Annotated in this window: 22 protein-coding genes; 11 read left to right on the top strand and 11 right to left on the bottom strand. The window is 61.0% G+C overall.

Annotation, left to right across the window (positions count from 1 at the left end):
• Window positions 1-138 precede the first annotated feature (138 nt).
• Entirely contained in the window at window positions 139-678 is a 540-nt protein-coding gene (locus tag ACR0DO_RS05380) for a GNAT family N-acetyltransferase (protein ID WP_480557083.1), read from the top strand.
• 1 nt (window position 679) lies between these two features.
• Here ACR0DO_RS05380 and ACR0DO_RS05375 read toward each other — a convergent pair whose 3' ends face one another.
• The 6 genes from ACR0DO_RS05375 to ACR0DO_RS05350 all read right to left on the bottom strand — a co-directional run bounded on the left by ACR0DO_RS05375 (window position 680) and on the right by ACR0DO_RS05350 (window position 6,621).
• Window positions 680-2,170, bottom strand: coding sequence for a replicative DNA helicase (locus ACR0DO_RS05375; RefSeq protein WP_170443671.1), 1,491 nt, complete (start codon window positions 2,168-2,170; stop codon window positions 680-682).
• A gap of 199 nt (window positions 2,171-2,369) precedes the next feature.
• Window positions 2,370-3,047, bottom strand: coding sequence for an orotate phosphoribosyltransferase (locus ACR0DO_RS05370; protein ID WP_170443673.1), 678 nt, complete (start codon window positions 3,045-3,047; stop codon window positions 2,370-2,372).
• Window positions 3,048-3,190: 143 nt separating this feature from the next.
• The gene (locus ACR0DO_RS05365) at window positions 3,191-4,372 is read right to left on the bottom strand and encodes an ammonium transporter (RefSeq protein ID WP_480557082.1); all 1,182 of its coding nucleotides are present in this window, start codon (window positions 4,370-4,372) and stop codon (window positions 3,191-3,193) included.
• A gap of 145 nt (window positions 4,373-4,517) precedes the next feature.
• Window positions 4,518-5,000 carry a CinA family protein gene (locus tag ACR0DO_RS05360; protein WP_480557081.1) on the bottom strand — a complete coding sequence of 161 codons (483 nt, stop codon included), beginning with the start codon at window positions 4,998-5,000 and terminating at the stop codon, window positions 4,518-4,520.
• Complete coding sequence (locus tag ACR0DO_RS05355; RefSeq protein ID WP_170443679.1) at window positions 4,997-5,494, bottom strand: phosphatidylglycerophosphatase A family protein; 498 nt, start codon at window positions 5,492-5,494, stop codon at window positions 4,997-4,999. The genes ACR0DO_RS05360 and ACR0DO_RS05355 overlap by 4 nt, the downstream gene beginning before the upstream one ends.
• On the bottom strand, window positions 5,491-6,621 hold the full coding sequence (locus ACR0DO_RS05350) for a bifunctional 2-C-methyl-D-erythritol 4-phosphate cytidylyltransferase/2-C-methyl-D-erythritol 2,4-cyclodiphosphate synthase (protein WP_480557080.1): 1,131 nt from the start codon (window positions 6,619-6,621) through the stop codon (window positions 5,491-5,493). The genes ACR0DO_RS05355 and ACR0DO_RS05350 overlap by 4 nt, the downstream gene beginning before the upstream one ends.
• A 185-nt stretch (window positions 6,622-6,806) precedes the next feature.
• Here ACR0DO_RS05350 and dusB point away from each other — a divergent pair, with 185 nt between their 5' ends.
• The 5 genes from dusB (at window position 6,807) to ntrX (ending at window position 14,053) form a co-directional block, all read left to right on the top strand.
• Window positions 6,807-7,790 (top strand): tRNA dihydrouridine synthase DusB, encoded by a 984-nt coding sequence (dusB, locus tag ACR0DO_RS05345; protein WP_480557079.1) that lies wholly within the window; start codon window positions 6,807-6,809, stop codon window positions 7,788-7,790.
• A complete protein-coding gene (locus tag ACR0DO_RS05340) occupies window positions 7,787-8,854 on the top strand; it encodes a two-component system sensor histidine kinase NtrB (RefSeq protein ID WP_480557078.1) in 1,068 nt (355 codons plus the stop codon). Before dusB ends, ACR0DO_RS05340 begins: the two co-directional genes overlap by 4 nt.
• Before the next feature lie 37 nt (window positions 8,855-8,891).
• A complete protein-coding gene (locus ACR0DO_RS05335) occupies window positions 8,892-10,259 on the top strand; it encodes a response regulator (RefSeq protein WP_480557077.1) in 1,368 nt (455 codons plus the stop codon).
• A 99-nt stretch (window positions 10,260-10,358) separates the two neighbouring features.
• Window positions 10,359-12,647: a sensor histidine kinase NtrY-like gene (locus ACR0DO_RS05330; RefSeq protein ID WP_480557076.1), complete on the top strand. Its 2,289-nt coding sequence runs from the start codon at window positions 10,359-10,361 to the stop codon at window positions 12,645-12,647.
• Window positions 12,644-14,053, top strand: coding sequence for a nitrogen assimilation response regulator NtrX (ntrX, locus tag ACR0DO_RS05325; RefSeq protein WP_480557075.1), 1,410 nt, complete (start codon window positions 12,644-12,646; stop codon window positions 14,051-14,053). Before ACR0DO_RS05330 ends, ntrX begins: the two co-directional genes overlap by 4 nt.
• Window positions 14,054-14,065: 12 nt before the next feature.
• Here the strand turns inward: ntrX and ACR0DO_RS05320 are convergent, their stop codons facing one another.
• Window positions 14,066-14,548, bottom strand: a complete 483-nt coding sequence (locus ACR0DO_RS05320) for a hypothetical protein (protein WP_170443693.1) — start codon at window positions 14,546-14,548, stop codon at window positions 14,066-14,068.
• Window positions 14,549-14,644: 96 nt separating this feature from the next.
• On the opposite strand from ACR0DO_RS05320, the gene trkA reads away from it, so the two are divergent.
• The 4 genes from trkA (at window position 14,645) to hflX (ending at window position 19,194) form a co-directional block, all read left to right on the top strand.
• The gene (gene trkA / locus ACR0DO_RS05315) at window positions 14,645-16,021 is read left to right on the top strand and encodes a Trk system potassium transporter TrkA (RefSeq protein ID WP_170443695.1); all 1,377 of its coding nucleotides are present in this window, start codon (window positions 14,645-14,647) and stop codon (window positions 16,019-16,021) included.
• Window positions 16,021-17,559 (top strand): TrkH family potassium uptake protein, encoded by a 1,539-nt coding sequence (locus ACR0DO_RS05310; protein WP_170443697.1) that lies wholly within the window; start codon window positions 16,021-16,023, stop codon window positions 17,557-17,559. The genes trkA and ACR0DO_RS05310 overlap by 1 nt, the downstream gene beginning before the upstream one ends.
• A 124-nt stretch (window positions 17,560-17,683) precedes the next feature.
• Window positions 17,684-17,923: an RNA chaperone Hfq gene (hfq, locus tag ACR0DO_RS05305; RefSeq protein WP_010440340.1), complete on the top strand. Its 240-nt coding sequence runs from the start codon at window positions 17,684-17,686 to the stop codon at window positions 17,921-17,923.
• On the top strand, window positions 17,923-19,194 hold the full coding sequence (gene hflX / locus ACR0DO_RS05300; protein WP_480557074.1) for a GTPase HflX: 1,272 nt from the start codon (window positions 17,923-17,925) through the stop codon (window positions 19,192-19,194). Before hfq ends, hflX begins: the two co-directional genes overlap by 1 nt.
• Before the next feature lie 3 nt (window positions 19,195-19,197).
• On the opposite strand, the gene ACR0DO_RS05295 is transcribed toward hflX, so the two are convergent.
• From ACR0DO_RS05295 to hemB, 4 genes are all read right to left on the bottom strand, one after another.
• On the bottom strand, window positions 19,198-19,593 hold the full coding sequence (locus ACR0DO_RS05295) for an ester cyclase (RefSeq protein ID WP_480557073.1): 396 nt from the start codon (window positions 19,591-19,593) through the stop codon (window positions 19,198-19,200).
• Window positions 19,594-19,700: 107 nt separating this feature from the next.
• Entirely contained in the window at window positions 19,701-22,163 is a 2,463-nt protein-coding gene (locus tag ACR0DO_RS05290) for a penicillin acylase family protein (RefSeq protein WP_480557072.1), read from the bottom strand.
• Between the two features lie 172 nt (window positions 22,164-22,335).
• Window positions 22,336-22,911 carry a lipid-binding SYLF domain-containing protein gene (locus ACR0DO_RS05285; RefSeq protein ID WP_480557071.1) on the bottom strand — a complete coding sequence of 192 codons (576 nt, stop codon included), beginning with the start codon at window positions 22,909-22,911 and terminating at the stop codon, window positions 22,336-22,338.
• A 142-nt stretch (window positions 22,912-23,053) separates the two neighbouring features.
• A complete protein-coding gene (gene hemB, locus ACR0DO_RS05280) occupies window positions 23,054-24,052 on the bottom strand; it encodes a porphobilinogen synthase (RefSeq protein WP_480557070.1) in 999 nt (332 codons plus the stop codon).
• Window positions 24,053-24,171: 119 nt separating this feature from the next.
• Between hemB and ACR0DO_RS05275 the strand changes: the two genes are divergently transcribed.
• Entirely contained in the window at window positions 24,172-24,696 is a 525-nt protein-coding gene (locus tag ACR0DO_RS05275) for a component of SufBCD complex (RefSeq protein ID WP_170443709.1), read from the top strand.

Raw genomic sequence — 24,696 nt, 5'->3', positions numbered from 1 at the left:
CAGCTTTTGGCCGGTGCCGCAAAGCCTTGGCGAAAAAAGGCCTTTGCGGCCCTGACCTGTGTCTCGCCATTGTGTTCGTGCTGTGATCAACTGCGGGCGTTGAAGGTGACTGTCGATGCTGCTGGATTGGAGTTGAAAATGTTGAACCTGACCGCCGACTTCAAAGCCCGGACCGCCGAGTTGCCGGGACTGTTCCGGGATGTCTTTACCGCATCCGAGGGCGAGGACGAGGGGCGCGTGGTCAGCGAATTGGCGGCGGACCTTCTGAATTCTACCCCCGAGGATGATCTGCTGGGTGTGTTGGCCGTGGATCGCGACGTGCTGGCCGGGTGCATCCTGTTTTCACGGCTTCACTACGACCAGGACCCGCGTCAGGTGTTCCTGATGTCTCCGGTGGCGGTGCGGACGGACCGGCAGAAATCAGGCATCGGTCAAAGGCTGATCGGTTTCGGGCTGGAGCAGTTGCGCCTGCATGGGGTGGATTTTGTCGTGAGCTACGGTGATCCGGCCTATTACGGCAAAACCGGGTTTCAGCCGATCACCGAAGCGGTTGCCCGGCCGCCCATGCCGCTGAGTATGCCGCAAGGATGGATCGGACAATCTCTGAGTGGCGATCAGACACCAATAGAAGGCCCGTCGCGCTGTGTCAGCGCGTTCAACAGGCCCGAATTGTGGTAGGTCAGTAGTTCTCGATCTGGCCGTCCTGCTGCCAGGGTTTGACCAGATTGCCAAAGCGGGTGAACTGCGCCTCGAAGGACAGCTCGACCGTGCCGATGGGGCCGTGACGCTGCTTGCCGACGATGACCTCGGCCTTGCCATGCAGGCGCTCCATGGCCTGCTTCCACTCTTCCATCTTGTCCAGTTCGTGATCGCCGGGCTTTTCGCGTTCCTTGTAGTATTCCTCGCGGAACACGAACATCACCACGTCGGCATCCTGTTCGATCGAGCCCGATTCCCGCAGGTCAGACAGCTGCGGGCGCTTGTCGTCGCGGCTTTCGACCTGACGGCTCAACTGTGAAAGCGCGATCACCGGGATGTTCAGCTCTTTGGCGATGGCTTTCATGCCCATCGAAATTTCGGCGATTTCGTTGACCCGATTGTCGGCCATACCACGGCAGAGCTGCAGATAGTCGATCACCAGCAGGTCCAGCCCATGCGTCCGCTTCAACCGACGTGCACGCGCGGCAAGCTGCGAGATCGGCAGGGCGGGGGTGTCGTCAATGAACAGTGGACAGGCTTCCAATTCCTTGGCCGCATCGACGAAGCGGCGGAACTCAGATTCCGTCATGTCACCCTGACGGATCTTGTGCGACGAAATCTCAGAGGCTTCGGCCAGAACCCGGCCCGCCAACTGCTCGGCGCTCATTTCCAGTGAGAAGAACCCGACGACGCCGCCGTCAATCGCACCCTCAGAACCGTCCGGTTTTGTTCCGCGCTTATAGGCCTTGGCCACGTTGAACGCCACGTTGGTTGCCAGCGAGGTCTTACCCATCGACGGGCGGCCGGCAAGGATGATCAAGTCGGACGGGTGCAGACCGCCCAACTGCTTGTCCAAGTCGGCCAGACCGGTGGAAATTCCTGCCATGCCGCCACCGCGCTGGTACGCTTCGTTGGTGACGTTGACGGCTTCTGTGACCGCCTTGAGGAAGGATTGGAAACCCTGTTCGGTCTGGCCCTGCTCGGACAACTGGTAAAGCTGTTGCTCGGCCTCGACGATCTGTTCTTTCGGCTCGCTTGATACATCGACCCGAGCCGCCTTGTCCGAGATATCGCGCCCCAGCCGGATCAATTCGCGCCGGATGGCGAGGTCATAGATCATCTGGGCATAGTCATGCACCGCAAACGCACTGATCGAGGCACCGGCCAGTTTGACCAGATAGGCCGGACCGCCCAGTTCCTTAAGGCCCTCATCCTCGGCCATGAACGACTTCAGAGTGACAGGAGAGGCCAGCGCATTCTTGGCGATGCGCGTGGCCGCGACCTCGTAGATCCGTGAGTGAACCGGGTCATAAAAATGCTCGGCCCCGATGATTGAGGCCACCCGGTCGTAGAGGTCGTTATTCGTCAGGATCGCACCCAGAAGCTGCTGCTCGGCCTCAATGGAATGCGGCATGGTTTCGGCATTCTGAATCTGTGCGGCTGCCTGCTCGATGCTGCTGATCTCGTTCATTTCTGCTCTCTATGCCTGTTAGGCACAGTCCATAGCTCAGCCCGATGAGTCGGGGCAAATTGTATGTTTTTGGGGATAGGCTGTGCATATCTCCGGACCCCATCATATTGAAGTATGATGGGGTTATTCGTCAACATATTGTAGGATTGGATCTCTGTGCGCGGACATTGTTTCCAGACCGCGCACAGATGTCGCAGCGTCAGCTCTTGTTGGCTTCCTGCCAGCCGCGCGGATCGTTCAGGAAGACTTCGACCGCGTCCAGCGTCTCTTGGTCGAAGGCGTTCTGGGCCTTGGCTTCGGCCAGAACATCCCACCAGGTACAAAGGCTGTGCAGCTGTACGCCGTGATCGCCCAGCGTCTTCTCGGTCTCGGGGAAAATGCCGTAGTAGAAGATCACCGCCGTATGCCCGCAGGTGGCGCCGGTTTCACGGATCGCATCCACAAATGACAGCTTGCTGCCGCCATCGGTGGTCAGGTCCTCGACCAGCAGCACACGCTCCCCTTCGCTCATCGCGCCTTCGATGCGGGCGTTGCGGCCATAGCCTTTGGGTTTCTTGCGCACATAGGTCATCGGCAGCGCCATGCGTTCGGCGACCATCGCGGCAAAGGGGATGCCAGCGGTCTCACCGCCTGCAATATTGTCGAACGCTTCAAACCCGGCGTCACGCATCACGGTGACGGTCAGGAAGTCCATCAGGGTCGAGCGGATACGCGGGTACGAGATCAGCTTGCGGCAGTCGATATAGGTCGGGCTGGGCAGGCCGCTGGCCAGCGTGAACGGCTCACGCGCGTTGAAGTGGACGGCCTTGATCTCCAGCAGCATCCGCGCGGTCAGGCGGGCGATTTCGGTGCTATCGGGGAAGGAACTGGGGATCATGGTGCAACCTCGGGACAAAATGGCGTTGCGGGCTGATAGCCCGACCATTGACCCAGAGTCGAGAGGCTTGCACGCAAAAGAAAAGCGGACCCCGCCAGGAGGTCCGCTTTGGCCCTTGCGGGCACATGGCAGCCAAGGTGGGCTCAGCTGCTCATGTCATAAGCGCGCTCACCATGGACCGACAGATCGAGCCCGTTGGTCTCGGTCTCGGCGTCCACGCGGAGCGGTGTTACAAGCGCAATACCCTTGATCAGGATAAACGTCACGATTGACGTAAAGGCACCCACGATCACCAGCCCGCCCAGCTGTGCGGTCCAGCTGCCCAGACCAAAGGCGGCGATCATGATGGAGCCAAAGATACCGCCGACACCGTGCACCGCGAAAACGTCCAGCGTGTCGTCGATGTTCAGCATGTTGCGGACGACGTTGACGGCCTCCTGACACAACACGCCTGCCACGGCACCGATAATCAGCGCCTGAACCGGATCAACATAGCCCGACGCCGGCGTGATCGAGGCCAGACCTGCAATCGTACCGGTGACCAGACCTACCATCGAGGCCTTGCCGTATTTGATGCGCTCCCACAGCGCCCAGCTCAGCGAGGCGGTCGCGGCCGAGATATGTGTCACGGTCATCGCCATCGCAGCGCCGCCATCGGCCGCCAGTTGCGAACCTCCATTGAATCCGAACCAGCCAACCCACAGCATCGCCGCCCCAATCATCACGTAGCCTGGATTGTGCGGAGGCGTAGTGCGGTTGCGGCGCGGCCCGAGGATCACGGCGATGATCAGCGCCGCCAGACCGGCGGTTTCGTGCACCACGATGCCACCTGCAAAGTCGCGGACGCCGACTTCTCCTAGAATGCCGCCATCGGTCAGAATGCCGCCACCCCAGATCCAGTGCACGACTGGCGCATAGCACAGCAGCATCCACAGGGCCGAGAAAGTCAGGACAAAGCCAAAGCCCACGCGTTCCACATAGGCACCGACGATTAGGGCCGGGGTGATGATGGCGAAGGTCATCTGGAAGGCAAAGAACAGAACCTCGGGCAGGGTGCCCGACAGGCTGTCGGCATCGACACCATTCAGGAAGGCCTTGCCCAGACCGCCCCATAGACCCGACGTTCCGTCGCCGAACGCGATGGAATAGCCTGCAACCAGCCACAGGATGCTCATCAGACAGGCGATGCTGAAACAGTGCATGAAGACACTCAGCACGTTGCGGGCCCGTACGAGGCCGCCGTAAAACAGGGCCAGTCCCGGCAATGTCATGAACAGGACCAGGGCGGTTGCCACTATGATCCAGGCGGTATCGGCTCCATTCATCGGCCGGTCTCCTCTACAGCTTGCGTGGCGCGCGTTGAAGCGGAGCGAAGACGGGGAAAAAAGAGGCAGATGCGATTTTTGACGCCTATTTTGGCGGCTTTTTATTGACTGGTGATTAAATGCGCATCACAGGGCACCAGTTGCCCTATTTTTGGGCGATAGTGAAAAGCCCGTGCGAGAGCAGCTCCAGCGCATGATCCCGCGCTGCACGGCGGACGTTGTCACGACCAAGCGCGCCGAACTCCACCGTTTCGGTGCGGGTGGGTATGCCTTCCGCGGCAAGTCCAAAGCAGACGCGCCCCTCGGGCTTGAACTCGGACCCGCCGGGCCCCGCGATACCGGTGACCGAGACGGCGAGTTGGGCGTCGGAATTCTTCAGCGCACCCTCGGCCATTTCGCCGGCGACCTGTTCCGAGACGGCGCCATGTGCCGCCAGCGTCTCGGCCCGCACGCCCAGCATCTGCTGTTTGGCGGTGTTGGTGTAGGTGACAAAGCCGCGCTCGACCACGGCAGAGCTTCCGGGGATATCGGTCAGCGCCGCAGCGACCATACCGCCGGTGCAGCTTTCGGCGGTGGCAATCATCACGCCTTGCGCCTTGGCTTGGTCGAGAAGCGTGGTGATGGTCAAAGGCCCAGAACTCCGTGTGAGATACCCGCAAGGATCACGACTCCGACGCCTGCGAACATGCCAGCGATCACGTCGTCCAGCATCACACCCATCGGGTCATTGCGCCGGTCGGCCCAACCGACGGGGCCGGGTTTAGTAATGTCGAACAGGCGGAACAGCAGGAATCCGGCGATCCAACCGGGCCAGAGTGCCGTGATATCGATCCCATACGCCCAGGCTGGATAGGAAATCGCCCACAAGGCGGTGAATTGCCCGGCGACCTCGTCAATGACGATCTCTGATGGGTCGTGATTGTCCTGGCCCTCTGTCATCACGCGCGTCGCCCACAGGCCGCCGAAAAACACGGCGATGGTCGCGATCACCAGTAACGGAAAGCCACCCAGCACATGCAGGACCCATGCCATGGGCAGGGCGGCCAGCGATCCCCACGTCCCTGGCGCAGGGCGCAGATATCCGACGCCACAAACGGTTCCGATCAGGCGCGCGGCATTCATGATTTCACCAGACAGGCAGTGGCGAGCGAGGCGATCCCCTCACTGCGCCCAGTGAACCCCAACCGTTCCGATGTGGTCGCCTTGACCGAGACTTGATCGGCGCGCATCCCCATGATCCGCGCCATCTCGTCCCGCATGGCAGGCGCGTGGGGGCCGATCTTGGGGTATTCACAGACCAGCGTGCAGTCGACATTCGAGATGCAGTAACCCATTTCCTGGGCCAGATCGACTGCGTGACGCAGGAAAATCTCGCTTGCCGCGCCTTTCCATTGCGGGTCCGAGGGCGGGAAGTGCTGACCGATGTCCCCTTGCGCCAATGCGCCATAAATCGCGTCGGTCAGGGCGTGCATGCCCACGTCCGCATCCGAATGCCCTTGCAGGCCGCGATCATGCGGCACCTTCACGCCGCACAGGATCACGTGATCCCCTTCGCCAAACCGATGCACGTCGTACCCGTTGCCCAGCCTTACATCCATATCCGTTCCCAATATACGTTCCGCCCGGGCAAAATCCTCGGGCCGTGTGATTTTGATGTTGTCCGCGTCGCCGGGCACGATGGCCACGTCCAGCCCCGCGGCGCGGGCGACTTCGACGTCATCGGCAGCCCCTCCGGGATGGGCCGCATGGGCCGCAACAATGGCACCATAGTGAAAGCCTTGCGGTGTCTGCGCGGCAAACAGGCCCGAGCGGTCCTGCGTTCCGGTCACAACAGCTCCGTCCCCGGTCCAAAGTGCATCTGTCACCGCTAACCCCGGAGCCGCCGCCGGATGCACGCTCAGGGCCTCGAGAACCTGCTGAAGGGTCGGCTGCCCGACACAGGGCCGGGCGACGTCGTGTATGAGGACATGATCGATTGCAAGCTCTGCTAGGGCGGCCAGACCATTGCGGACCGAGCCCGCCCGGTCGCCGCCGCCGGTGGTCAGGATCAGGTCGGTGTTTTCGAATTCCGTCCACGCCGGGCCGTCATCCTCGGATAGGACCAGTACGATGTGATCCACCTGACCCCGAAAGCGATCAATGGTCCAGTCTGCCACGCGCCGTCCGGCCAGTGGTCGCCATTGCTTGGGAATCCCCCCTCCGGCGCGCAGCCCGCGTCCTGCGGCGACGATGATGGCAGCGGTGGTCATGGGGGCATTTTCTCCGGTGATTTGAGGGCAATGTTTAGGGTGCGGTGAATGCAGAGGCAATCACCCGCGTTAACCTGCCTAAAAATTAGGCATGTGATGATTTTGCGGGCTTGAAGGCCGCCGTTTTGTTGTTCATATGCGCTCAATTCGATATCAAAGCCGCAACTGCCCAAGGATTAAGCACGTTGACCGTTCAACTCGCCGACAAAGACCTGAACCCGCCGGTGCTGCTGGCTCCGATGGCCGGAATCACCGATCGGCCGTTCCGTGATCTGGTGATGCGCTTTGGTGCGGGCATGGTCGTCAGCGAGATGGTCGCCAGCCAGGAGATGGTGCAGGCCAAGCCCGGTGTCCGCGAGCGGGCCGAGCTGTCGGCGGATGTGGAAAACACCGCCGTGCAACTGGCCGGACGCGAGGCGCATTGGATGGCCGAGGCCGCGCGGCAAGTGGCGGATCGCGGGGCGCGGGTGATCGACATCAACATGGGCTGCCCGGCCAAGAAAGTGACCAATGGCTATTCCGGATCGGCCCTGCTGAAGACGCCGGATCATGCGCTGACCCTGATCGAAGCGGTGGTTGAGGCCGTTGATGTGCCGGTGACCCTGAAGACCCGTTTGGGCTGGGACGACAGCTTATTGAACGCTCCGGACGTGGCACAGCGGGCGCAGGAGGCTGGTGTCCGAATGGTCACGATCCATGGTCGAACCCGCTGTCAATTCTACAAGGGACATGCCGATTGGCACGCGATCCGGGCGGTGAAAGAGGCGGTCTCGATCCCCGTCATCGCCAATGGGGACATTGTGGATACCGGCTCTGCGCACACGGCTTTGGTTCAGTCCGGGGCCGATGGGGTCATGGTCGGGCGCGGGGCGCAGGGCAAGCCTTGGCTGCTGGCGCAAATCTGCCATGACCTTTATGGCGCCGAGGCCCCTGACATTCCCACGGGTGCCGATCTGACCGACATGGTCCGCGCGCATTATCAGGCGATGCTAGAATTCTACGGCATCGATCTGGGTCTGCGCGTCGCGCGCAAGCACCTGGGTTGGTACATGGATGAGGCCGGAACCCCCGCCGCCCTGCGCCGCGCCGTTCTGACCTCGCGCGATACGGAGGAGGTGATGCGTCTGCTGGGCGAGGCGCTGAGCATCGAAGCGGAGGTGGCGGCATGACCTCGGATCAAAGCATCTGGACCTCGCTGCCGGTTCCGGCCTTCATCATCGACGCCGAAGACCGGATTGCCGATGTGAACTCGGCCGGTGAAGGGTTTCTGAACGCCTCGCGCAAATCGGTGGTCGGGCATCCAGTCTGGGATCAGATCGCTGTGGACGCGCCATTGGAAGAAGCTTTTGAGCGCGCGCGTGCCCATGGTACGCCGCTGTTCGTCAACGACGTGGATGCCGGGTCGGGCAACCGTGCACCGCTGCAATGTGCATTGCAGATCGCGCCTTTGGTGGGGCAACCGGGGTCGATGATCATGATCATCTCACCGCGCGAACTGGCGGGGCGGATGACGCGGGGCAATACGGTGAAATCCGCCGCGCAATCGGCCATCGGCATGGCCGAGATGCTGGCGCATGAGATCAAGAACCCGTTGGCCGGGATCACCGGGGCGGCGCAGTTGCTGAGCATGAATACCCCTCAGCAAGACCTTGAACTTACAGATCTTATTGTCGCCGAGAGTCGCCGCATCGTTAAGCTGCTGGAACAGGTCGAGCAGTTCGGCAATCTCTCGCAGCCCGATTTCAAACCAGTCAATATTCACGACGTTCTGGATCGTGCGCGCCGCTCGGCACTGCTGGGGTTTGGCGCGCATATGACAATCATCGAGGATTACGACCCCTCGCTGCCGCTGGCCTATGGTGATCCGGATCAGTTCTTGCAGGTGGTGCTGAATCTTCTCAAGAACGCCTCGGAAGCTGCTGATCCCAAAGGCGGAACCATTCGCCTGCGCACCTATTTTGAACATTCGTTCCGGCTGCGGCGCAGTGACGGCTCCGGTCATTCCCTGCCGCTGCAGGTCGAGATCGTTGACGACGGGCCGGGCCTGCCCGAGAAAATCCGCGGCGATATTTTTGACCCGTTCGTTTCGGGCAAGGAAAACGGCACCGGCCTTGGGCTGGCGCTGGTCAGCAAGATCATCTCGGACCATGACGGCTGGATCTCTGCCGACTCGGTTCCGGGTCGCACGGTGTTCCGCATCTCGCTGAGGCGGGCGCCGAAAGACGCAACATAAACAGCCGAAAAGAGCAGAGAAATAAGGAGAGCACCCGATGGATGGCACAGTACTGGTCGCAGATGACGACCGCACGATCCGCACCGTTCTGACGCAGGCCCTGACGCGCGCGGGGTGCAAGGTGCACGCGACATCCTCGCTGACCACGCTGATGCGATGGGTTGGCGAAGGCAAGGGTGACGTGGTGATCTCGGACGTGGTCATGCCGGATGGCAACGGATTGGAGATGCTGCCCAAGATCGCGCAGGATCGGCCCGGTTTGCCGGTCATTGTGATCTCGGCCCAGAACACGATCATGACGGCTATTCAGGCCGCTGAGGCGGATGCTTACGACTATCTGCCGAAACCCTTTGATCTGCCCGACCTGATGAAGCGCACCGCGCGGGCGTTAGAGCAGAAACAGCGTGTGCAGACCGAAGTGGTGGAAACAACCGAGGATAGCCCTGAGGAGCTGCCTCTGGTCGGCCGGACGCCGGTAATGCAGGCTCTGTATCGGTTGGTCGCTCGGGTGATGAATACCGATCTGTCGGTGATGATTTCTGGTGAAAGTGGAACTGGTAAGTCTCTGATTGCAAAAGCGATCCACGATTTTTCAGATCGTCGCACATTGCCGTTTGTGACGGCGACGGCGGCGGACCTGCGCGATCTGGAAGGTCCCGCGCGGGTGATGGCGCGGGTGCGTGGCGGTACGCTGCTGATCGATGAGATCGCTGATATCGAGGACGAATTGCAGGCGCGCATCGTGCGGATGATGGACACGCCGGGTGACCACGTGCCGCGTTTCATGGCCACCAGCCAGTCGGACCTGACCGAAGCGATGGAGAGCGGGCGGGTGCGTCAGGACCTCTACTATCGTTTGTGCGGCGCAACGGTGCATGTGCCGGCCCTGCGGGAACGGGTGGACGATATCACACTGCTTGCCGATCATTTTCTGGCGCGGGAGGAACGCGAGCACGGCGCCAAACGCTGGCTCAGCCCTGATGCGGTGGAACTGGTGCGGCGCTATTCCTGGCCGGGCAACGTGCGGCAGTTGGAAAACGCCATTCGCCGCCTGAGCCTGACCAGCCGCGTCGACGAAATCTCCAAGGCTGAGGTAGAGATGGTGTTGGGCAGCCAGCCCGAGGCTGAACCGATTCTGGGCGACGGTGAGCGCGAGAAATTGTCGGCCTCGGTGGCGCGCCATCTGCGGCGGTATTTCGACCTGCACGGCAATTTGTTGCCCCCTCCGGGCCTGTATCAACGTATTTTGCGCGAGGTTGAGGCGCCGCTGATTGAACTGGCACTGGACGCAACCGGCGGAAATCAGGCGAAATGTGCCGATCTTTTGGGGATCAACCGAAATACGCTGCGGAAAAAAATCACAGATCTCGATATTCAGGTGACACGTCGACGCAAACTGATGTAATATCGCCACACAAATTGTGGCATCCGGGTTCGCGCCCGGCAAGGACCACGACATATGGCGGTACGTCGCGCAAGCGACACATCAGGATGAGGGCAGACGGTGGCAACCCGGGCACAGAGCGGGCCGATTCCAGCGATCAATCGGTGGCGGAAATCCCGAAAACTGCGCAATATCGGCACTTTGGGGCTGGTTCTTCTAGGCCCTGCCTTGGCGCTGGCCACCTATCTTGTCATTGGTCCGTTTGATCTTGGGGCAACGGCCCCCACGCTGCGCCTGATCCTTCTTGCAGACTTGGTTTATGTGCTTGTCGTTGCCGCGCTTGTTCTGGGGCAGGTCGGCAGTCTGATCGCCGCGCGCAGGGCGAAATCTGCCGGATCGCGTCTGCACCTTCGCCTGATCGGCGCATTCACGCTGTTAGCTCTGGTGCCGACCGTGACCGTTGCGATCTTTGCGGGCCTGACGGTGAATATCGGGCTTGAGGGGTGGTTTTCGGATCGCGTGCGGCAGGTTGTGGGCTCGTCCCTGACCGCAGCCGAGGCGTATGAGCAGGAGCACCGCGAGGGCCTGACGCAGGATGCCGTTGTGTTGGCGCGGTTCCTGGATAACGCCCGTGCGCGGGATTATTACATCTCGGATGCGGAACTGCGCGAGGTTCTGGCGCAGGGCCAGGCTCAGATTCAGCGCGGCCTGCGCGAAGCCTATGTGATTGATGGCAGCGGAGAAATCCGGTCGCGCGGGGATCGATCCTATCTGTTCAACTACGAAGAGCCCACGCCCGAGCAGATGGTCGAAGCCACGGATACTGGCTTGTTGATCATCGCCGACTGGCAAAACAGCGAATTCCGCGCGCTGGTCCCGTTACAGGCCTATCTGGACCGGTATCTCTATGTCAGCCGCGAGGTGGATGGCCAGTTGCTGACGCTGCTGGATGACACCAAGGAAACGGTGCAGTTCTACCAACAGCTTGAAAACGACAGGGGGCGGGTGCTGTTCGAGTTTGGCCTGCTCTATCTGGGATTCGCGGTGATTCTGATTCTGGCGGCTATGTCGCTGGGCATGTGGTTCGCCGAGCGTCTGTCGCGGCCGGTTGGGCGTCTGACCACAGCGGCGCAGCGCGTTGGTGCGGGCGACCTGAGCGTTCAGGTGATCGAAGAGGCCAGCGATGACGAGATCGCCATGTTAGGCCGTTATTTCAACCAGATGACCCGACAACTTAAAGGGCAACGTGACACTCTGCTTGAGAACACCCGCCAGATCGAACGTCGCCGGCGCCTGTTTGATTCGGTGCTCAGTTCGGTAACCTCTGGCGTGGTCGGGGTCGACCCGGATGGTTGCGTGACCTTTGTGAACCGCTCGGCCGAACGGCTGCTGGACTGGGCGCATGTGGACGAGAAGCTGTCGATCGGCATCGCAGTCCCCGAGTTCCTGCCGTTGTTTGAAAGCCTCAAGGACAGCGGGCAGGAGGCAGTTCAGGGTGAGATCAAAGTCACCCGCAAGGGACAGCTGGAAAACCTGCTGGTACGCATGGCCACGCGACGCGGCGAAGATGGCGGGCTGGAAGGATACGTGGTCGCCTTTGACGACGTCACCGATCTGGTCAGCGCACAGCGGATGGCCGCGTGGGGCGACGTGGCCCGGCGGATCGCGCATGAGATCAAGAATCCGCTGACCCCCATCCAGCTGAGCGCCGAGCGGATCAAGCGCAAATTCTCACGCAAACTGAATGAAGAGGATTGCGACAGCCTCGAATCTATGACCGACGTGATCGTACGGCAAACCAATGACCTGCGGCGGATTGTGGACGAATTCTCGAAATTCGCGCGGATGCCGGAACCGGATCGGCGCGAAGAGGACGTTGTCGGGCTGGTACGCGAAGCGGTATTGTTGCAACAGGCCGGGCAGCCGGATGTTCAGATCGACGCCTCTCTGCCGGATCACCCGATACTGGCCGATCTGGATGCGACGATGCTGAATCAGGCACTGACGAACCTGATTAAGAATGCAGGTGAGGCCATCGAGACCCTCAAGAAAAAAGGCCCGCCAGACAATCTGAAGCCACAGATCAAAGTGGACGTGATCAGCGACGATGCGGGGACGGTCATTACCATTGCGGACAACGGCATCGGCCTGCCCGAAGACCGGGCGCGCCTGTTCGAGCCGTACGTGACCACACGGGACGAGGGCACAGGCCTGGGCCTGCCCATCGTCAAGAAGATCATCGAAGAACACGGCGGAGCGCTCACGCTTGAAGATGCGCCCGTCTTTGACGGACAGGACCATTTCGGTGCGATGGCCGTGATCCGTTTGCCGGGGGGCAATTTCTCTCCGACCGCAGCGCCACAAAAGCAGGCAATTCAAACCAATAAACTGAAAGCAGGCCAAAGATGAGCGACATTCTGATCGTAGATGACGAACGCGATATTCGCGAACTGGTGTCCGACATTCTGGAGGACGAAGGCTATTCAACCCGGCTGGCCGGCAACTCGGACGAGTGCATGGCCGAGATCAATTCCGAACCGCCGGGATTGTTGATTCTGGATATCTGGCTGAAGGACAGCCGTATGGACGGGATCGACATCCTGAAATCGGTGAAGCGCGACAACCCGGATGTGCCGGTGGTGATCATTTCCGGCCACGGCAACATCGAAATTGCGGTGGCAGCAATCAAGCAAGGTGCTTACGACTTTATCGAAAAGCCCTTTAATATAGACCAGTTGATGGTGGTGATCCGCCGCGCGATGGAAACCTCTCGCCTGCGCCGCGAGAATGCCTCGCTGAAGCGCAAAGAGGTCACCAGTTCGGACATGATCGGCAAATCCGCCGCCTTCCGCGCCATGCAGAGCCAATTGGACAAGGTGACCAAATCCAACGGCCGCGTGATGCTGAGCGGTCCGGCCGGGTCGGGCAAGGAGATTGCCGCCCGGTACATCCACGCCCATTCCAACCGCGCCAACGCGCCTTTTGTGACGGTGAACTGTGCGGGGATTGAACCGGAACGGGTCGAAGAGGTCCTGTTTGGCCGCGAATCCTCGGAACGCGGGATTGAATCGGGCCTGCTGGAAGAAGCCCACGGCGGTGTGGTCTATTTCGATGAGGTCGCGGATATGCCGCTGGGCACACAATCCAAGATCCTGCGGGTACTGGTCGATCAGCAATTCCAGCGCGTTGGTGGATCGGACAAGGTGCGAGTTGATCTGCGGGTAATCTCGTCGACCAACCGCGATCTGGAACATGAAATCGCCGCCGACCGTTTCCGCGAGGAGCTGTATCACCGCCTGAACGTGGTGCCGATTGCGGTTCCGTCGCTGGAAGAACGGCGCGAGGATATCCCGGTTCTGGCGCAACACTTCATCGAAATGTGCAACGAATCTCAGGGCTTGGCCCTGCGCGAAATTTCGGAAGAGGCGGTGGCGTTGCTGCAGACCATGACCTGGCCGGGCAACGTGCGTCAGCTCAAGAACCTGGTCGAGCGGGTGCTGATCCTGGGCGATGGCTCTGGTCCCATCGAGGCCAAGGAACTGCCGACCGAAGAGGAAAAGACCGACGATTCAGGCCGCGTCGTGTTGTCGGGTGCCTTGGCGACGCTGCCGCTGCGCGAAGCACGCGAGGCGTTCGAGCGGGAATACCTGCTGACCCAGATCAACCGCTTTGGCGGCAATATCAGCCGCACCGCCAGCTTTGTCGGGATGGAGCGCAGTGCGCTGCACCGGAAGCTGAAATCGTTGGGCGTGGTGACCTCGAACAAATCCGGCGCTCGGGTGGCGCAACTGGACGAACCGGAACCGGCGGAGTAATCCGCCGGGTCTTTATCCTGCCTGACCGGGCGTGATGATCTGGAACGACCCGTTGTCGAATTTCACGTAGCAGGATTCGGTGCTCAGCGATGGCAGTTTTGTCGTGGGCACCGCGGCGACCCGTGACTTTACGTTCTGTTTGCAAGGCGGCAGGCTGACCGGACGAAATCCCTTTTGGGCCATGCACTGAGCCTCAACCTGATTGCGCAGCCCTTGATTGACATCGACGGTATACACGCGCCCCGGCTGCCACCAGCCGGGCGTGCGGTGGCATCGCCCCCGGCTGTCGCAATAGGTGCGACCGGGCCAGTAGGTGGGCGGGCTTTGCCGCACCTGATTGGCCACCGGCACGTCCTCAAGCGCCAGAACCTGACATTGCGTGGTTTCGGACTGCACACGCGATACGCTTTCGCCCTCGCGGTAATACAGCGAAAGTGGGCCGCTGCACGCGGACAGAAACATCACTGGAAGTAGCAAACGAAGTACTGATTTCATGGGCTAATCTTGCCTTAGCTTTGTGGGTATGACAATTCAATTGACCGCTATGGGGGCATCTGTCATTCAAAGATTTCAGGCAGAAGGGCCAAAAACATGAAGGTCATAATTTGCGGTGCCGGTCAGGTTGGCTGGCAGATTGCACGGCATCTGTCGGGCGAGCTTAACGACGTAACGGTGGTGGACAACAACCCCGATCTGGTGCGCCGCGCGACCGAGACGCTGGATGTGCAGGGGATCGCCGGGTTCGCCAGTTATCCGGACGTGCTGAACCGGGCAGGGGCCCGTGATGCCGACATGATCATAGCCGCGACCCATTCGGACGAGGTGAACATGGTCACCTGCCAGATGGCGCACTCGGTTTTTTCGATCCAGCGCAAGATCGCCCGCCTGCGGTCGAAATCCTATCTTGAAGCGATCCATTCGGACCTGTACCGCCGCGACCACCTGCCTATCGATGTGGTGATCAGCCCCGAGCGCGAGGTTGCTGCCGCCGCCATGCGCCGCCTGTCCGCACCATCAGCCTTCGATACCGAGACGTTCATGGATGGCAAGGCGCAGTTGCTGGGCATCCGTATCGATGAAGACTGCCCCATCATAAACACGCCGCTGCGCCAGTTGACGGATCTGTTTTCGACGCTCAGCTCGATTGTTGTGGGCGTCCGGCGCGACGGCAGCCTGTTTGCCCCGGAATCTGAGGATCAGCTATTTGTCGGCGACGAATGCTATGTCTTTACCAATGTCAAAGACGTGGATCGCACGATGGAGGTCTTTGGCAAGACGCAAAAGAAACAGGACCGGGTGGTGATCGTGGGGGGCGGCAATGTCGGGCTCGAGGTCGCGCGGACGCTTGAGGAACGCGAAAGCCGGGTTCGCGCCAAGATCATCGAGCGTGACCGCCACAGTGCCGAGCTGGCTGCCGAAGCGCTGGAACGTACCATTGTTCTGAACGGCGACGGTCTGGATGCTGCCCTGCTGCGCGAGGCCGGGATTGAACGTGCGGATGCGATGCTGGCGGTCACCGATGACGACCGCGCCAACATGCTGGCCGCCGTGCGCGCCAAGGCCGAAGGCTGCGCGCTGGCGATTGCGCTGATCAACGACCCAAGCATGGTGGCGCTGATGGGTCCGCTTGGGATCGACGCCTATATCAACCCGCGCGCCACCACGGTCAGCTCGATCCTTCGCCACATCCGGCACGGGCGGGTGCGTCAGGTCTATTCAATCGGCGATGCCGAGGCCGAGGTGATCGAGGCCGAGGTGCTGTCGACCTCTCCCATGGCCGGCCAGAAACTGCGCGACATCGACTTTCCCGAGGGCGTTCTGGTGGGCGCGGTCCGCAAGGGCGATGAGTTGCTGCGCCCCACCGGCAGTTTGCGGATCGAGGAAAAGGACGTGTTGGCGATCTTCGCGATGGCCAAGGACGTCCCGGAGGTCGAACGGCTGATGCAGGTTTCGATCGATTTCTTCTGATGATACGGGCAAGGACACAACGGATCGGGCTGGTGCGGCGCTTGCCGCTGTTTCTGCTGATTTGGGGTGTTGTTTCGCTGTCCATGTGGATACCCGCGATCTATGCGCTGGCGCTGGATAACCACGACGCTTCGCGGTCGTTTTTCTACTCGGGCCTGTTGGGCCTGTTCGTGGTGGGTACGATTGCGATGGCGTCGTCCAGCCGGGTGCCGCGTCGCGGGACACTGGGACAGTTGGCGGTTCTGTTGGGCTGTTTCACCGTTTTGCCGGTGTTCCTTGCCATCCCGCTGCATGATGCGCTGGGAAACACGACGTTCCTGAACGCCTATTTTGATATGGTCAGCGCACTGACGACCACGGGCGCCGACATATTCCCCGATCCCGACCGCCTGACCGCGCCCCTGCATCTATGGCGGGCGCTGGTGGGCTGGATGGGAGGTCTGCTGATGTGGATTTCGGCGGCGGCGATCCTGGCGCCACTGTCGCTGGGCGGGTTCGAAGTAACCGCGCGCGGACAGCCCGGCCGTCCGGTCTCGGGCGTGGCGCAAAGCGAAAAGGTCGACCCGCGCGGGCGCCTGATCCGGGTAACGCAGACTCTGACACCGGTTTATGCGGGGCTGACAGCGGTGATCTGGCTGCTGCTGCTGATCGCGGGCGAGCAGGGGCTGACCGCCATCTGCCATGCCATGTCCACGATGGCCACGTCCGGCATTTCGCCGGTTGGCGGGCTTGAGGGCGCCCAGGCCGGTTTCACCGGTGAGGCGATCCTCTTCCTGTTTCTGTTCTTCGCCCTGTCGCGGCTGACCTTCTCGACCGATACCGCCACAACGGGGTATTCGCGGCTGGACAAGGACCCGGAGTTTCGGATCGGCCTTATGATCGTGATCGCCGTTGCCACGCTGCTGTTTTTCCGCGCCTGGGCCGGGGTCAACGAAATCGGCGGCACGCTGAACCCGATTGACGCCGTTCGGGTATTCTGGGGGATGACGTTCACGGCGCTGTCTTTCCTGACCACCGCCGGGTTTGAAAGCGCCAACTGGAATGACGCGCAGCAACTTTCAGGGCTGGGTACGCCGGGTCTGATCCTGATGGGGCTGGCCCTGATTGGCGGCGGCGTCGCAACCACCGCAGGCGGGGTCAAATTGCTGCGGGTGTTCGCGCTTTACCTGAACGGCGCGCGCGAGATCGACCGCCTGATCTATCCCTCATCGGTCAGCGGCGAGGGCGGCGGCAACCGGCGCATACAAAGCGACGGTGCCTTCATCGCCTGGATCTTCCTGATGATGTTCGCGCTGACGGCGGCGCTGTTCAACCTGCTGCTTGGGTTGATGGGGGCGGGATTCGAACAGGCCATGGTGCTGACCGTCGCGTCGCTCAGCACCACGGGTCCGCTGATCGAACTTGCCACGGATATACCGATCCGGATCGTTGACCTGTCTGCGGGGGCCAAGCTGACCATGTGTGCGGCAATGGTGATCGGGCGGTTGGAAACGCTGGCGATCATCGCGTTGATTACGCCAAGCCTCTGGCGGGATTAAGATTAAACAGTCGCGCAATGACTGATTTTTGATCTGGAAACTCGGTTAACTCCACTCCATACTCAGCCGGAGGGAGCGCGTTGGTCCGCAGCGCGTAGCAAGAACAACGGCGAGATAAAAAAATATGGCTTCGGACAGACAGAATCTTCAGGACGCGTTCCTGAACAATGTACGGAAAGCAAAGGTACCGGTCACAATTTTCCTGATCAACGGTGTGAAATTGCAGGGCGTGATCACCTGGTTCGATAATTTCTGCGTGCTGCTGCGCCGCGACGGACAGTCGCAGCTGGTCTACAAGCACGCGATTTCGACCATCATGCCGTCGCAGCCGATCAGCCTGTATGAGGGCGAAGACGCCTCTTGATGGAACATGACAGGACGCGCACCCGGGCCTGGGTGCTGCATCCGGAAATCAAATCAGACGAACAGCGCCGTGTCCCTGAACCGGCGCTGGCAGAGGCGGTGGCACTGGCCGCCGCTTTACCCGATCTTGACGTGATCGGATCCGAGATCGTGCGCCTGCAACGTGCCCAGCCCGGCCTATTGTTCGGCAGCGGCAAGATTGAGGAACTGGCCGAACGTCTGCACGAAAACGAGATTGAACTTGTGCTGATCGACGGGCCAGTGTCGCCGGTTCAACAGCGCAACCTCGAGAAGGCGTGGAAGGTCAAGATTCTCGACCGGACCGGATTGATCCTCGAGATTTTCAGCGACCGGGCCCGCACCCGCGAAGGTGTGCTGCAGGTCGAGATGGCCGCGCTCAGTTATCAACGTACCCGTCTGGTGCGGGCTTGGACCCACCTTGAACGTCAGCGGGGCGGATTGGGCTTTGTCGGTGGTCCCGGTGAAACCCAGATCGAGGCCGACCGTCGCGCCATTGATGAGCAACTGGTGCGTTTGCGGCGGCAATTGCAGAAAGTGGTCAAGACCCGCACGCTGCACCGCGCCGCGCGGGCCAAGGTGCCGTATCCGATTGTTGCGTTGGTGGGCTATACCAACGCCGGAAAGTCCACGCTGTTCAACCGCCTGACCGGGGCCGAGGTGATGGCCAAGGACATGCTGTTTGCCACGCTGGACCCGACCATGCGCCGGGTCGAGCTGCCCGATGGCCCTGAGGTGATCCTGTCGGATACGGTTGGGTTCATCTCGAACCTGCCGACGGAACTTGTCGCGGCCTTCCGGGCGACGCTTGAGGAAGTTCTGGGCGCCGATATCGTGGTCCATGTCCGGGACATCAGCCACGAAGAAACCGACGCGCAGGCGCAGGATGTCGAGACGATCCTGACCTCGTTGGGGGTCGATGACGAACGGCCTCGGCTTGAGGTCTGGAACAAGATCGACCTTTTGAACGCTGAAGAGCGTGAGGCGGCATTCAAACGTGCAGACCGTGATCCATCGATCTTTGCCATCTCGGCGGTGACGGGTGAGGGGGTCGAGCCCCTTTTGGCCGAGATCGCCACAAAGCTGCAGGGCGCGCGCCACGAACAGACGCTGACGCTGGGCTTTGCCGAGGGCAACAAGCGCGCCTGGCTGTTCCGGCAGGATGTCGTGCGATCCGAAAAGCAGACCGAGGACGGGTTCGAGATCACTGTCTTATGGACGGATAAGCAGGCGGCGCAATTCGGGGCGCTTTAGCGGTCAGGCGCCGTCAATCTGGCGCTGCATATCCTCGACATCGAACCATCCCTGTGAGGACAGTACCTTGTGGTCTTCGCTCAGATCCCATTCTTCCCATCCTCTGGTCAGGACGTAGTTGCCGGTTCTGGCGTGATGGCCTTCAAACGTCCAGACAAAGATCGCGTGATGACCAGCCCACCGCATCATATCGCAGCGAAGTTCAAGATCGGGAAAATCGGCTTGAAATCCACGCACCATCTCGGCGATTGCAGCCCGACCTTGCAATGTCTCTGTCCGATTCATGATCATCTGCCCGTCAGGGGCAAAAAACTCGGCCACCGCGTTCGGGTCGCCCGAGCTCCAGGCGATCGCATAGTCGCGTGCGAGATTGTTCAGCCTATCCCGTAAACTTGCCATTTGTGCCCCCGGTCCCAACTTGTTGGTCCCCAGATCGTAGGCGAAAAGACGGGTCCGCGTCCACGGCGCCCGAAAAAAGGGGCAAGGTCCTGCCGAAACAGGCGAAATCAGCGCGGGATCAGGTGCGTCACACCGACGGCGGCCGCGCGCGCCAGGTCAAGGTCCAGCGACATAGGAATGTACTCACCCCGCCGCCACAGCTGCGCCTGATCGTCATAATAGCGCGACAGGAAATGGCCGGACTGACCGGTGGCGGTGATAAAGACCGAGCTGTCCGGGTCGGCAAAATCATAGACCCCGCGATAGCCTGCACCGTGGACGTTTCGGAACGGGTTCTTGCCTTCGCCAGCGGTACGCCCACGCAGCAGGGTGTTGTCACCGCCGCTGGTCGATTGGCGTATGTTGACAAAGAACCGCAGCACCGGAACCGCGCCTAGAACCGGGTGGTCATGGGTAGCCTGATGCGCATCGCCCCAGCGCAGGGATTGCAGCGCGCTGCCATAGTTCTCGGAAATCCAGATGATCGCGTCGTCCAAGGCCAGCCGCGCCATGTCGGTGCAGGTCTCGGTCGGGGCGCTCTGGCGCACGTCACACCAGACCGAAGCGCCGTCGATATCGCGGTAGACGCGTTCGATGAACAACGGCTGAACATGTTTGTATTCGGCGGCCAGCGGTCCGAGGTCGTCCGAGATCAGACGGATTTGCAACGCCCGCAGCCATGCGGCGTAGATCAGCGGTTCCGGCAGGTGTTCGTTCATCTCACCATTCCACTCGGCCAGAAGGGACAAAGCGATTTGGCGTTGGCGTTCGGGCGTACCCTCGGGGGCGGAGGCTCCGGTAAACCAAAGGTCGGCCCCGATCAGCGGCAGCAGTGAGCGGGCGGTGAAGCTGACGGTATCTAGCTGCGCCTCGATAAAGCTGTCGCGGGTGTGGACCTCACGCGATTGCATCAGGCGTTCCCAGCGGTGCACGCGCTGGGTGTCACCCCATTCATAGGACACATGCTCGGGGAAGGGGCGGTCGATGATCTTGTTGTTGGTGTTGCCCAGAATGCCGCCCACCGGGGCCACGAATTCCGGGTTATCGGTATAGGGCAGGCGACCCTGCCAAAGGTTTTCGGCCAGCCAGCCGGGCGTCGGGATGCGGCCCCGGCTTTGGTTCAGCAGGTCGCGTTTCGGCATCGCTCCGATCAGCTTGAGGCCGATCGTGTCCTTGTCGACCAGCGACAGGTTCTGCGAGGGTGCGATGAACAGTTCGGCCGCGTCGATGCCCTGCCGGACAGTGTCGGCGTTCATCAACGCCATCGACGCCGTCATCGACGTATCGCGCGGGCTGAGCGCCGTCCAGGAAAGTGACGCGACATGACCCGGCGGGGTGATTGTCTCAAGATCATAGTGACTGCCAGGCAGGACCGGGCCGTTTTCTGTCCAGCGTAGGGTCAGGGTGACCGGGGCCTCGTCCTTGATCTCGATGATCGAAGGGCGGGTGCGGAATGTCTTGTAGCCGTCCGGCGTCAGGTATTCCTCGGGGTTTTCTGGGTTCAGCTGCTCGACATGCACGTCCTGATCGTCCAGATACGAGGATGTCAGACCCCAGCCCAGCCGATCGCTGCGCCCCGCCATGATGGCCGGAATGCCGGGGACGGTCGCGCCGATCACGCCGCCCTTGGCCAGTTCCAGCCGGGCCAGATACCAGATGCCCGGCGCGGTGAGGCCCAGATGTGGATCATTGGCCAGCAAGGTGCCGCCGCTGGCCGAGCGTGAAGGCGCGGCAGTCCATGCGTTCGACGCCCCGGCCAGCCCGCGTTTGGGGAAGGGAGACAGCGGGCTGTCGGGCATCGGCGTACCGCGGGCATAGCGGGGCAGTCCGGGAAACAGTAAGGCGTATTCGGGCAGAGCCGCGATGCCAGCGCCCGGAACGTTTGGCAGGATGTCGGCCAGGCGCGCGGTATCGTTCAGCATAAGCGATGTGCGGGCCCGCAGCACCTCGTCCTCCAGATGGCCGGACAGTTGCAGGCTCATCAGTTTTATCACGGCGATGCTGTCGCCGGGCTGCCACGGGGACACGGGTGCGTTGAACAGAAACATCTCGGGTGCGCCACGGCCCAGGGCGGCCTCGTTGATCTCATCCAGACGGGCGTTAACCCCGGCAGCATAGGCGCGCAGAGCGGCTTTGGTGTAGTCGTCCTGCACCTCGACCGAGCGATGAGCCAGCCCATAGAGGTCCAGCCGCCGCAGCAGCTTGTCGATATGCAGGGTGCGGGTGCCGAAAATTTCGGACAGGCGGCCCTGAGCAGTTCGGCGCATCACGGTCATCTGCCACAAGCGATCCTGCGCGTGCGCATAGCCGAGGCCAAAGAACACGTCCGGGTCGTTTTCGGCCAGAATATGGGGGACGTTGGCCGTATCGCGGATAATCTCGACCGGGGCGGTTGGACCGTTGACTTCGACGGTCTGGTCATAGTTCGGCAGAGACTGGCTGGCCAGGAAGTATACCAGCCCCACAGCGGCCAGGGCCAGCAGGATCAGACCCGTTGTAAGGCGCAACAGCCAGCGAAAAACGAAACCCATTTGTGGCCTTTAATCCCGATCCATTTCCGATTTCGGCAAGATTAGTGGATGGCCGGACTGACCGAAAGAGGAACAGCCCGAGAATATTCGTGTTTGCAGAACTATAAATGAAAAACCCCGCCACAGGTGGGCTGTTGGCGGGGCCGTTCGAGGGGCGCGTGGTAGCTCGGAGTTACGGAATGATCCGCGTGTATTTGGTGCCTTCGACCGTGGCGCCGAATTTCAGGCCGGCTTGTCCGAATACGACAGCCAGTACCGGCGAGCGCAGTGTCGTTGTATCCGTGGATAGGGAGTTCCCAGTTGCATCAACGACATAGCCAATGTCGGCTCCGGCGGTCCAACCGTTGGAGCGGCGGAAATCGTTCAGCGCGTCCTGCGTCATGAAGAACAGGACATGTGTATATTGCTGTGCGCCAATTTGCAGGCCGGCGGTTCCGGAAATCGCGGAATAGTAGTCGACCGTTGCGCCCTGAATGCGCAGCGCGCCCTGACCGTAAGCGCCGCCAAAGAAGATCAGCCCGGCGTCAGTGATCAGGGGCATAACCAACATGCCGGTGGCTTTGTTGGCGATCTCAACCGTGTTGGGATATTTCGCATACATCTCGGTCAGCGTGGCATCGACGCGGGCATCGATGGCGGCGGCGTTGGAATTGCCGACGCCGTTGCCGCAAGCTGCGGTTACCGTCAGACCGGCCATGCCAAAGGCAAAGCCACGACGGCTTAGTCGGGGTGCGTTGGAACTGCTCATGTTTTTTTTCTCTGTATTGCTGCCTGATATGTCGGGTGATCCCGATCTTATGTGCAAGAATACGCCGATTGCGGCTGCGTGTCACGGGAAAGCTGCGTGGCCGTAGATCACAATCGGCGAAAAATTGCGACAATCTGGGGTTTTAGCCCTGAAGGATGCGGGCGACCCCGGGCGCGAAATAGGTCAGGATGCCGTCGCAGCCTGCGCGCTTGAAGGCCAGCAGGCTTTCCAGCATCACCTTCTCACCATCGATCCAGCCGTTCTGCGCCGCCGCCTGGATCATCGCGTATTCGCCCGACACTTGATAGGCATAGGTCGGCGCACCGAACGTGTCTTTCACGCGACGGCAAATATCCAGATAGGGCATCCCCGGCTTGATCATCACCATGTCGGCGCCCTCGGTCAGGTCGCGTTCGATCAAACGCAGCGCTTCGTTCGAGTTGGCCGGGTCCATCTGATAGGTCTTCTTGTCACCGGTCAGCGCGCCCGAGGCCCCCACCGCATCGCGGAACGGCCCGTAAAAGGCGCTGGCGTATTTCGCGGCATAGCTGAGGATCATGACGTTCTGATGCCCGGCGGTTTCCAGCGCGCGGCGCATCTCACCGATGCGACCGTCCATCATGTCGGACGGGCCGATGATATCGGCCCCGGAATCGGCCTGCGCGAGGGTCATCTTGACCAGCGCCTCGACCGTCTGATCGTTCACAATTTCGCCTTCGACCACGTAACCGTCATGGCCGTTGATGTTGTAGGGGTCCAGTGCCACGTCGGTCATCACCGCGATATTCGGGGCTGCGGCCTTGATTGCGCGGATGGCGCGATTGGACAGGTTGTCGGGGTTCCAGGCTTCGGCGCAGTCCTCGGTCTTCAGGCTGGGATCGGTATAGGGAAAGATGCAGATCGCCGGAATTCCCAGCGCCTGAGCCTCGACCGCGGCCTTGGCGATCAAATCGACCGACCGGCGCACGACGCCGGGCATCGAGGGCACGGGTTCCTCCACACCTTCGCCGTCGCGCACGAAAACCGGCCAGATCAGATCATCCGTGGTCAGGGTGTTTTCCCGGACAAGCCCGCGTACAGCGTGCGACTGGCGTGCCCGGCGGAACCGGGTCAGGGGATAGGGGGCGATGGTCGGTTTCATGTCGCGCTCTCCTTGAATATTCCCGCATTGGGTGGCATGAATTCCGTGTGGTCTCAAGGGTAAGGATGGACGCAGCAGTGCGAAAAAGCCCCTCAGGACTGAGAACAAAGGGCTGACGCTTGGACTTATACTCTTCGCTATTCGAAATCATCGACATGCGCAGCTTTTCGAATCTGTGGTATTGGATCGTGCTGGCCGTGCTGTGGTCATCGGCAAGCCACTGGGCGATGGGTGTCCCGTTCGATCTGCTGGTGCGCGCCCGCCGGGTCGGAGGGCAGACCGAGCAGGACTTGCTGGATATCGTCCGGATCAACGGCAACCGTATTCTGTTCATCGTCGACAAGTCCGGACTGATCATTCTTGGGCTGAGCTGTTTCTTTTTCACTGGCCTTGCGATGCTTGGATTTTATTATGGGATCGAGTTCGCCCAGGCCGTGTTCCTGTTGCTGTTTCCCATGTGCCTTGTGACGCTTATTAACGTTAGGGCCGCGCATAAGTTGCGACGCAGTGATGGGTCGCTGGAGTTTACCGGCAAAGTTCTGACACGGTGCCGGATCTATACCCAGATCATCGGTATGATCTCGATCTTGATCACGTCGCTTTGGGGTATGTATCAGAACTTCTCGATTGGGGTTCTGGGATAG

The sequence above is a fragment of the Ruegeria sp. AM9 genome, assembly GCF_056540565.1.
This window is presented reverse-complemented; position numbering and strand designations above follow the sequence as displayed.

Coding starts and splice junctions, on each gene's coding strand:
- ACR0DO_RS05380 (WP_480557083.1), top strand. CDS start 139: ATGTTGAACCTGACCGCCGACTTCAAAGCCCGGACCGCCGAGTTGCCG.
- ntrX (WP_480557075.1), top strand. CDS start 12,644: ATGAGCGACATTCTGATCGTAGATGACGAACGCGATATTCGCGAACTG.
- ACR0DO_RS05375 (WP_170443671.1), bottom strand. CDS start 2,170: ATGAACGAGATCAGCAGCATCGAGCAGGCAGCCGCACAGATTCAGAAT.
- hemB (WP_480557070.1), bottom strand. CDS start 24,052: ATGAAACCGACCATCGCCCCCTATCCCCTGACCCGGTTCCGCCGGGCA.
- ACR0DO_RS05340 (WP_480557078.1), top strand. CDS start 7,787: ATGACCTCGGATCAAAGCATCTGGACCTCGCTGCCGGTTCCGGCCTTC.
- ACR0DO_RS05350 (WP_480557080.1), bottom strand. CDS start 6,621: ATGACCACCGCTGCCATCATCGTCGCCGCAGGACGCGGGCTGCGCGCC.
- hflX (WP_480557074.1), top strand. CDS start 17,923: ATGGAACATGACAGGACGCGCACCCGGGCCTGGGTGCTGCATCCGGAA.
- ACR0DO_RS05355 (WP_170443679.1), bottom strand. CDS start 5,494: ATGAATGCCGCGCGCCTGATCGGAACCGTTTGTGGCGTCGGATATCTG.
- ACR0DO_RS05295 (WP_480557073.1), bottom strand. CDS start 19,593: ATGGCAAGTTTACGGGATAGGCTGAACAATCTCGCACGCGACTATGCG.
- ACR0DO_RS05365 (WP_480557082.1), bottom strand. CDS start 4,372: ATGAATGGAGCCGATACCGCCTGGATCATAGTGGCAACCGCCCTGGTC.
- ACR0DO_RS05310 (WP_170443697.1), top strand. CDS start 16,021: ATGATACGGGCAAGGACACAACGGATCGGGCTGGTGCGGCGCTTGCCG.
- ACR0DO_RS05370 (WP_170443673.1), bottom strand. CDS start 3,047: ATGATCCCCAGTTCCTTCCCCGATAGCACCGAAATCGCCCGCCTGACC.
- ACR0DO_RS05335 (WP_480557077.1), top strand. CDS start 8,892: ATGGATGGCACAGTACTGGTCGCAGATGACGACCGCACGATCCGCACC.
- hfq (WP_010440340.1), top strand. CDS start 17,684: ATGGCTTCGGACAGACAGAATCTTCAGGACGCGTTCCTGAACAATGTA.
- trkA (WP_170443695.1), top strand. CDS start 14,645: ATGAAGGTCATAATTTGCGGTGCCGGTCAGGTTGGCTGGCAGATTGCA.
- ACR0DO_RS05290 (WP_480557072.1), bottom strand. CDS start 22,163: ATGGGTTTCGTTTTTCGCTGGCTGTTGCGCCTTACAACGGGTCTGATC.
- ACR0DO_RS05320 (WP_170443693.1), bottom strand. CDS start 14,548: ATGAAATCAGTACTTCGTTTGCTACTTCCAGTGATGTTTCTGTCCGCG.
- ACR0DO_RS05285 (WP_480557071.1), bottom strand. CDS start 22,911: ATGAGCAGTTCCAACGCACCCCGACTAAGCCGTCGTGGCTTTGCCTTT.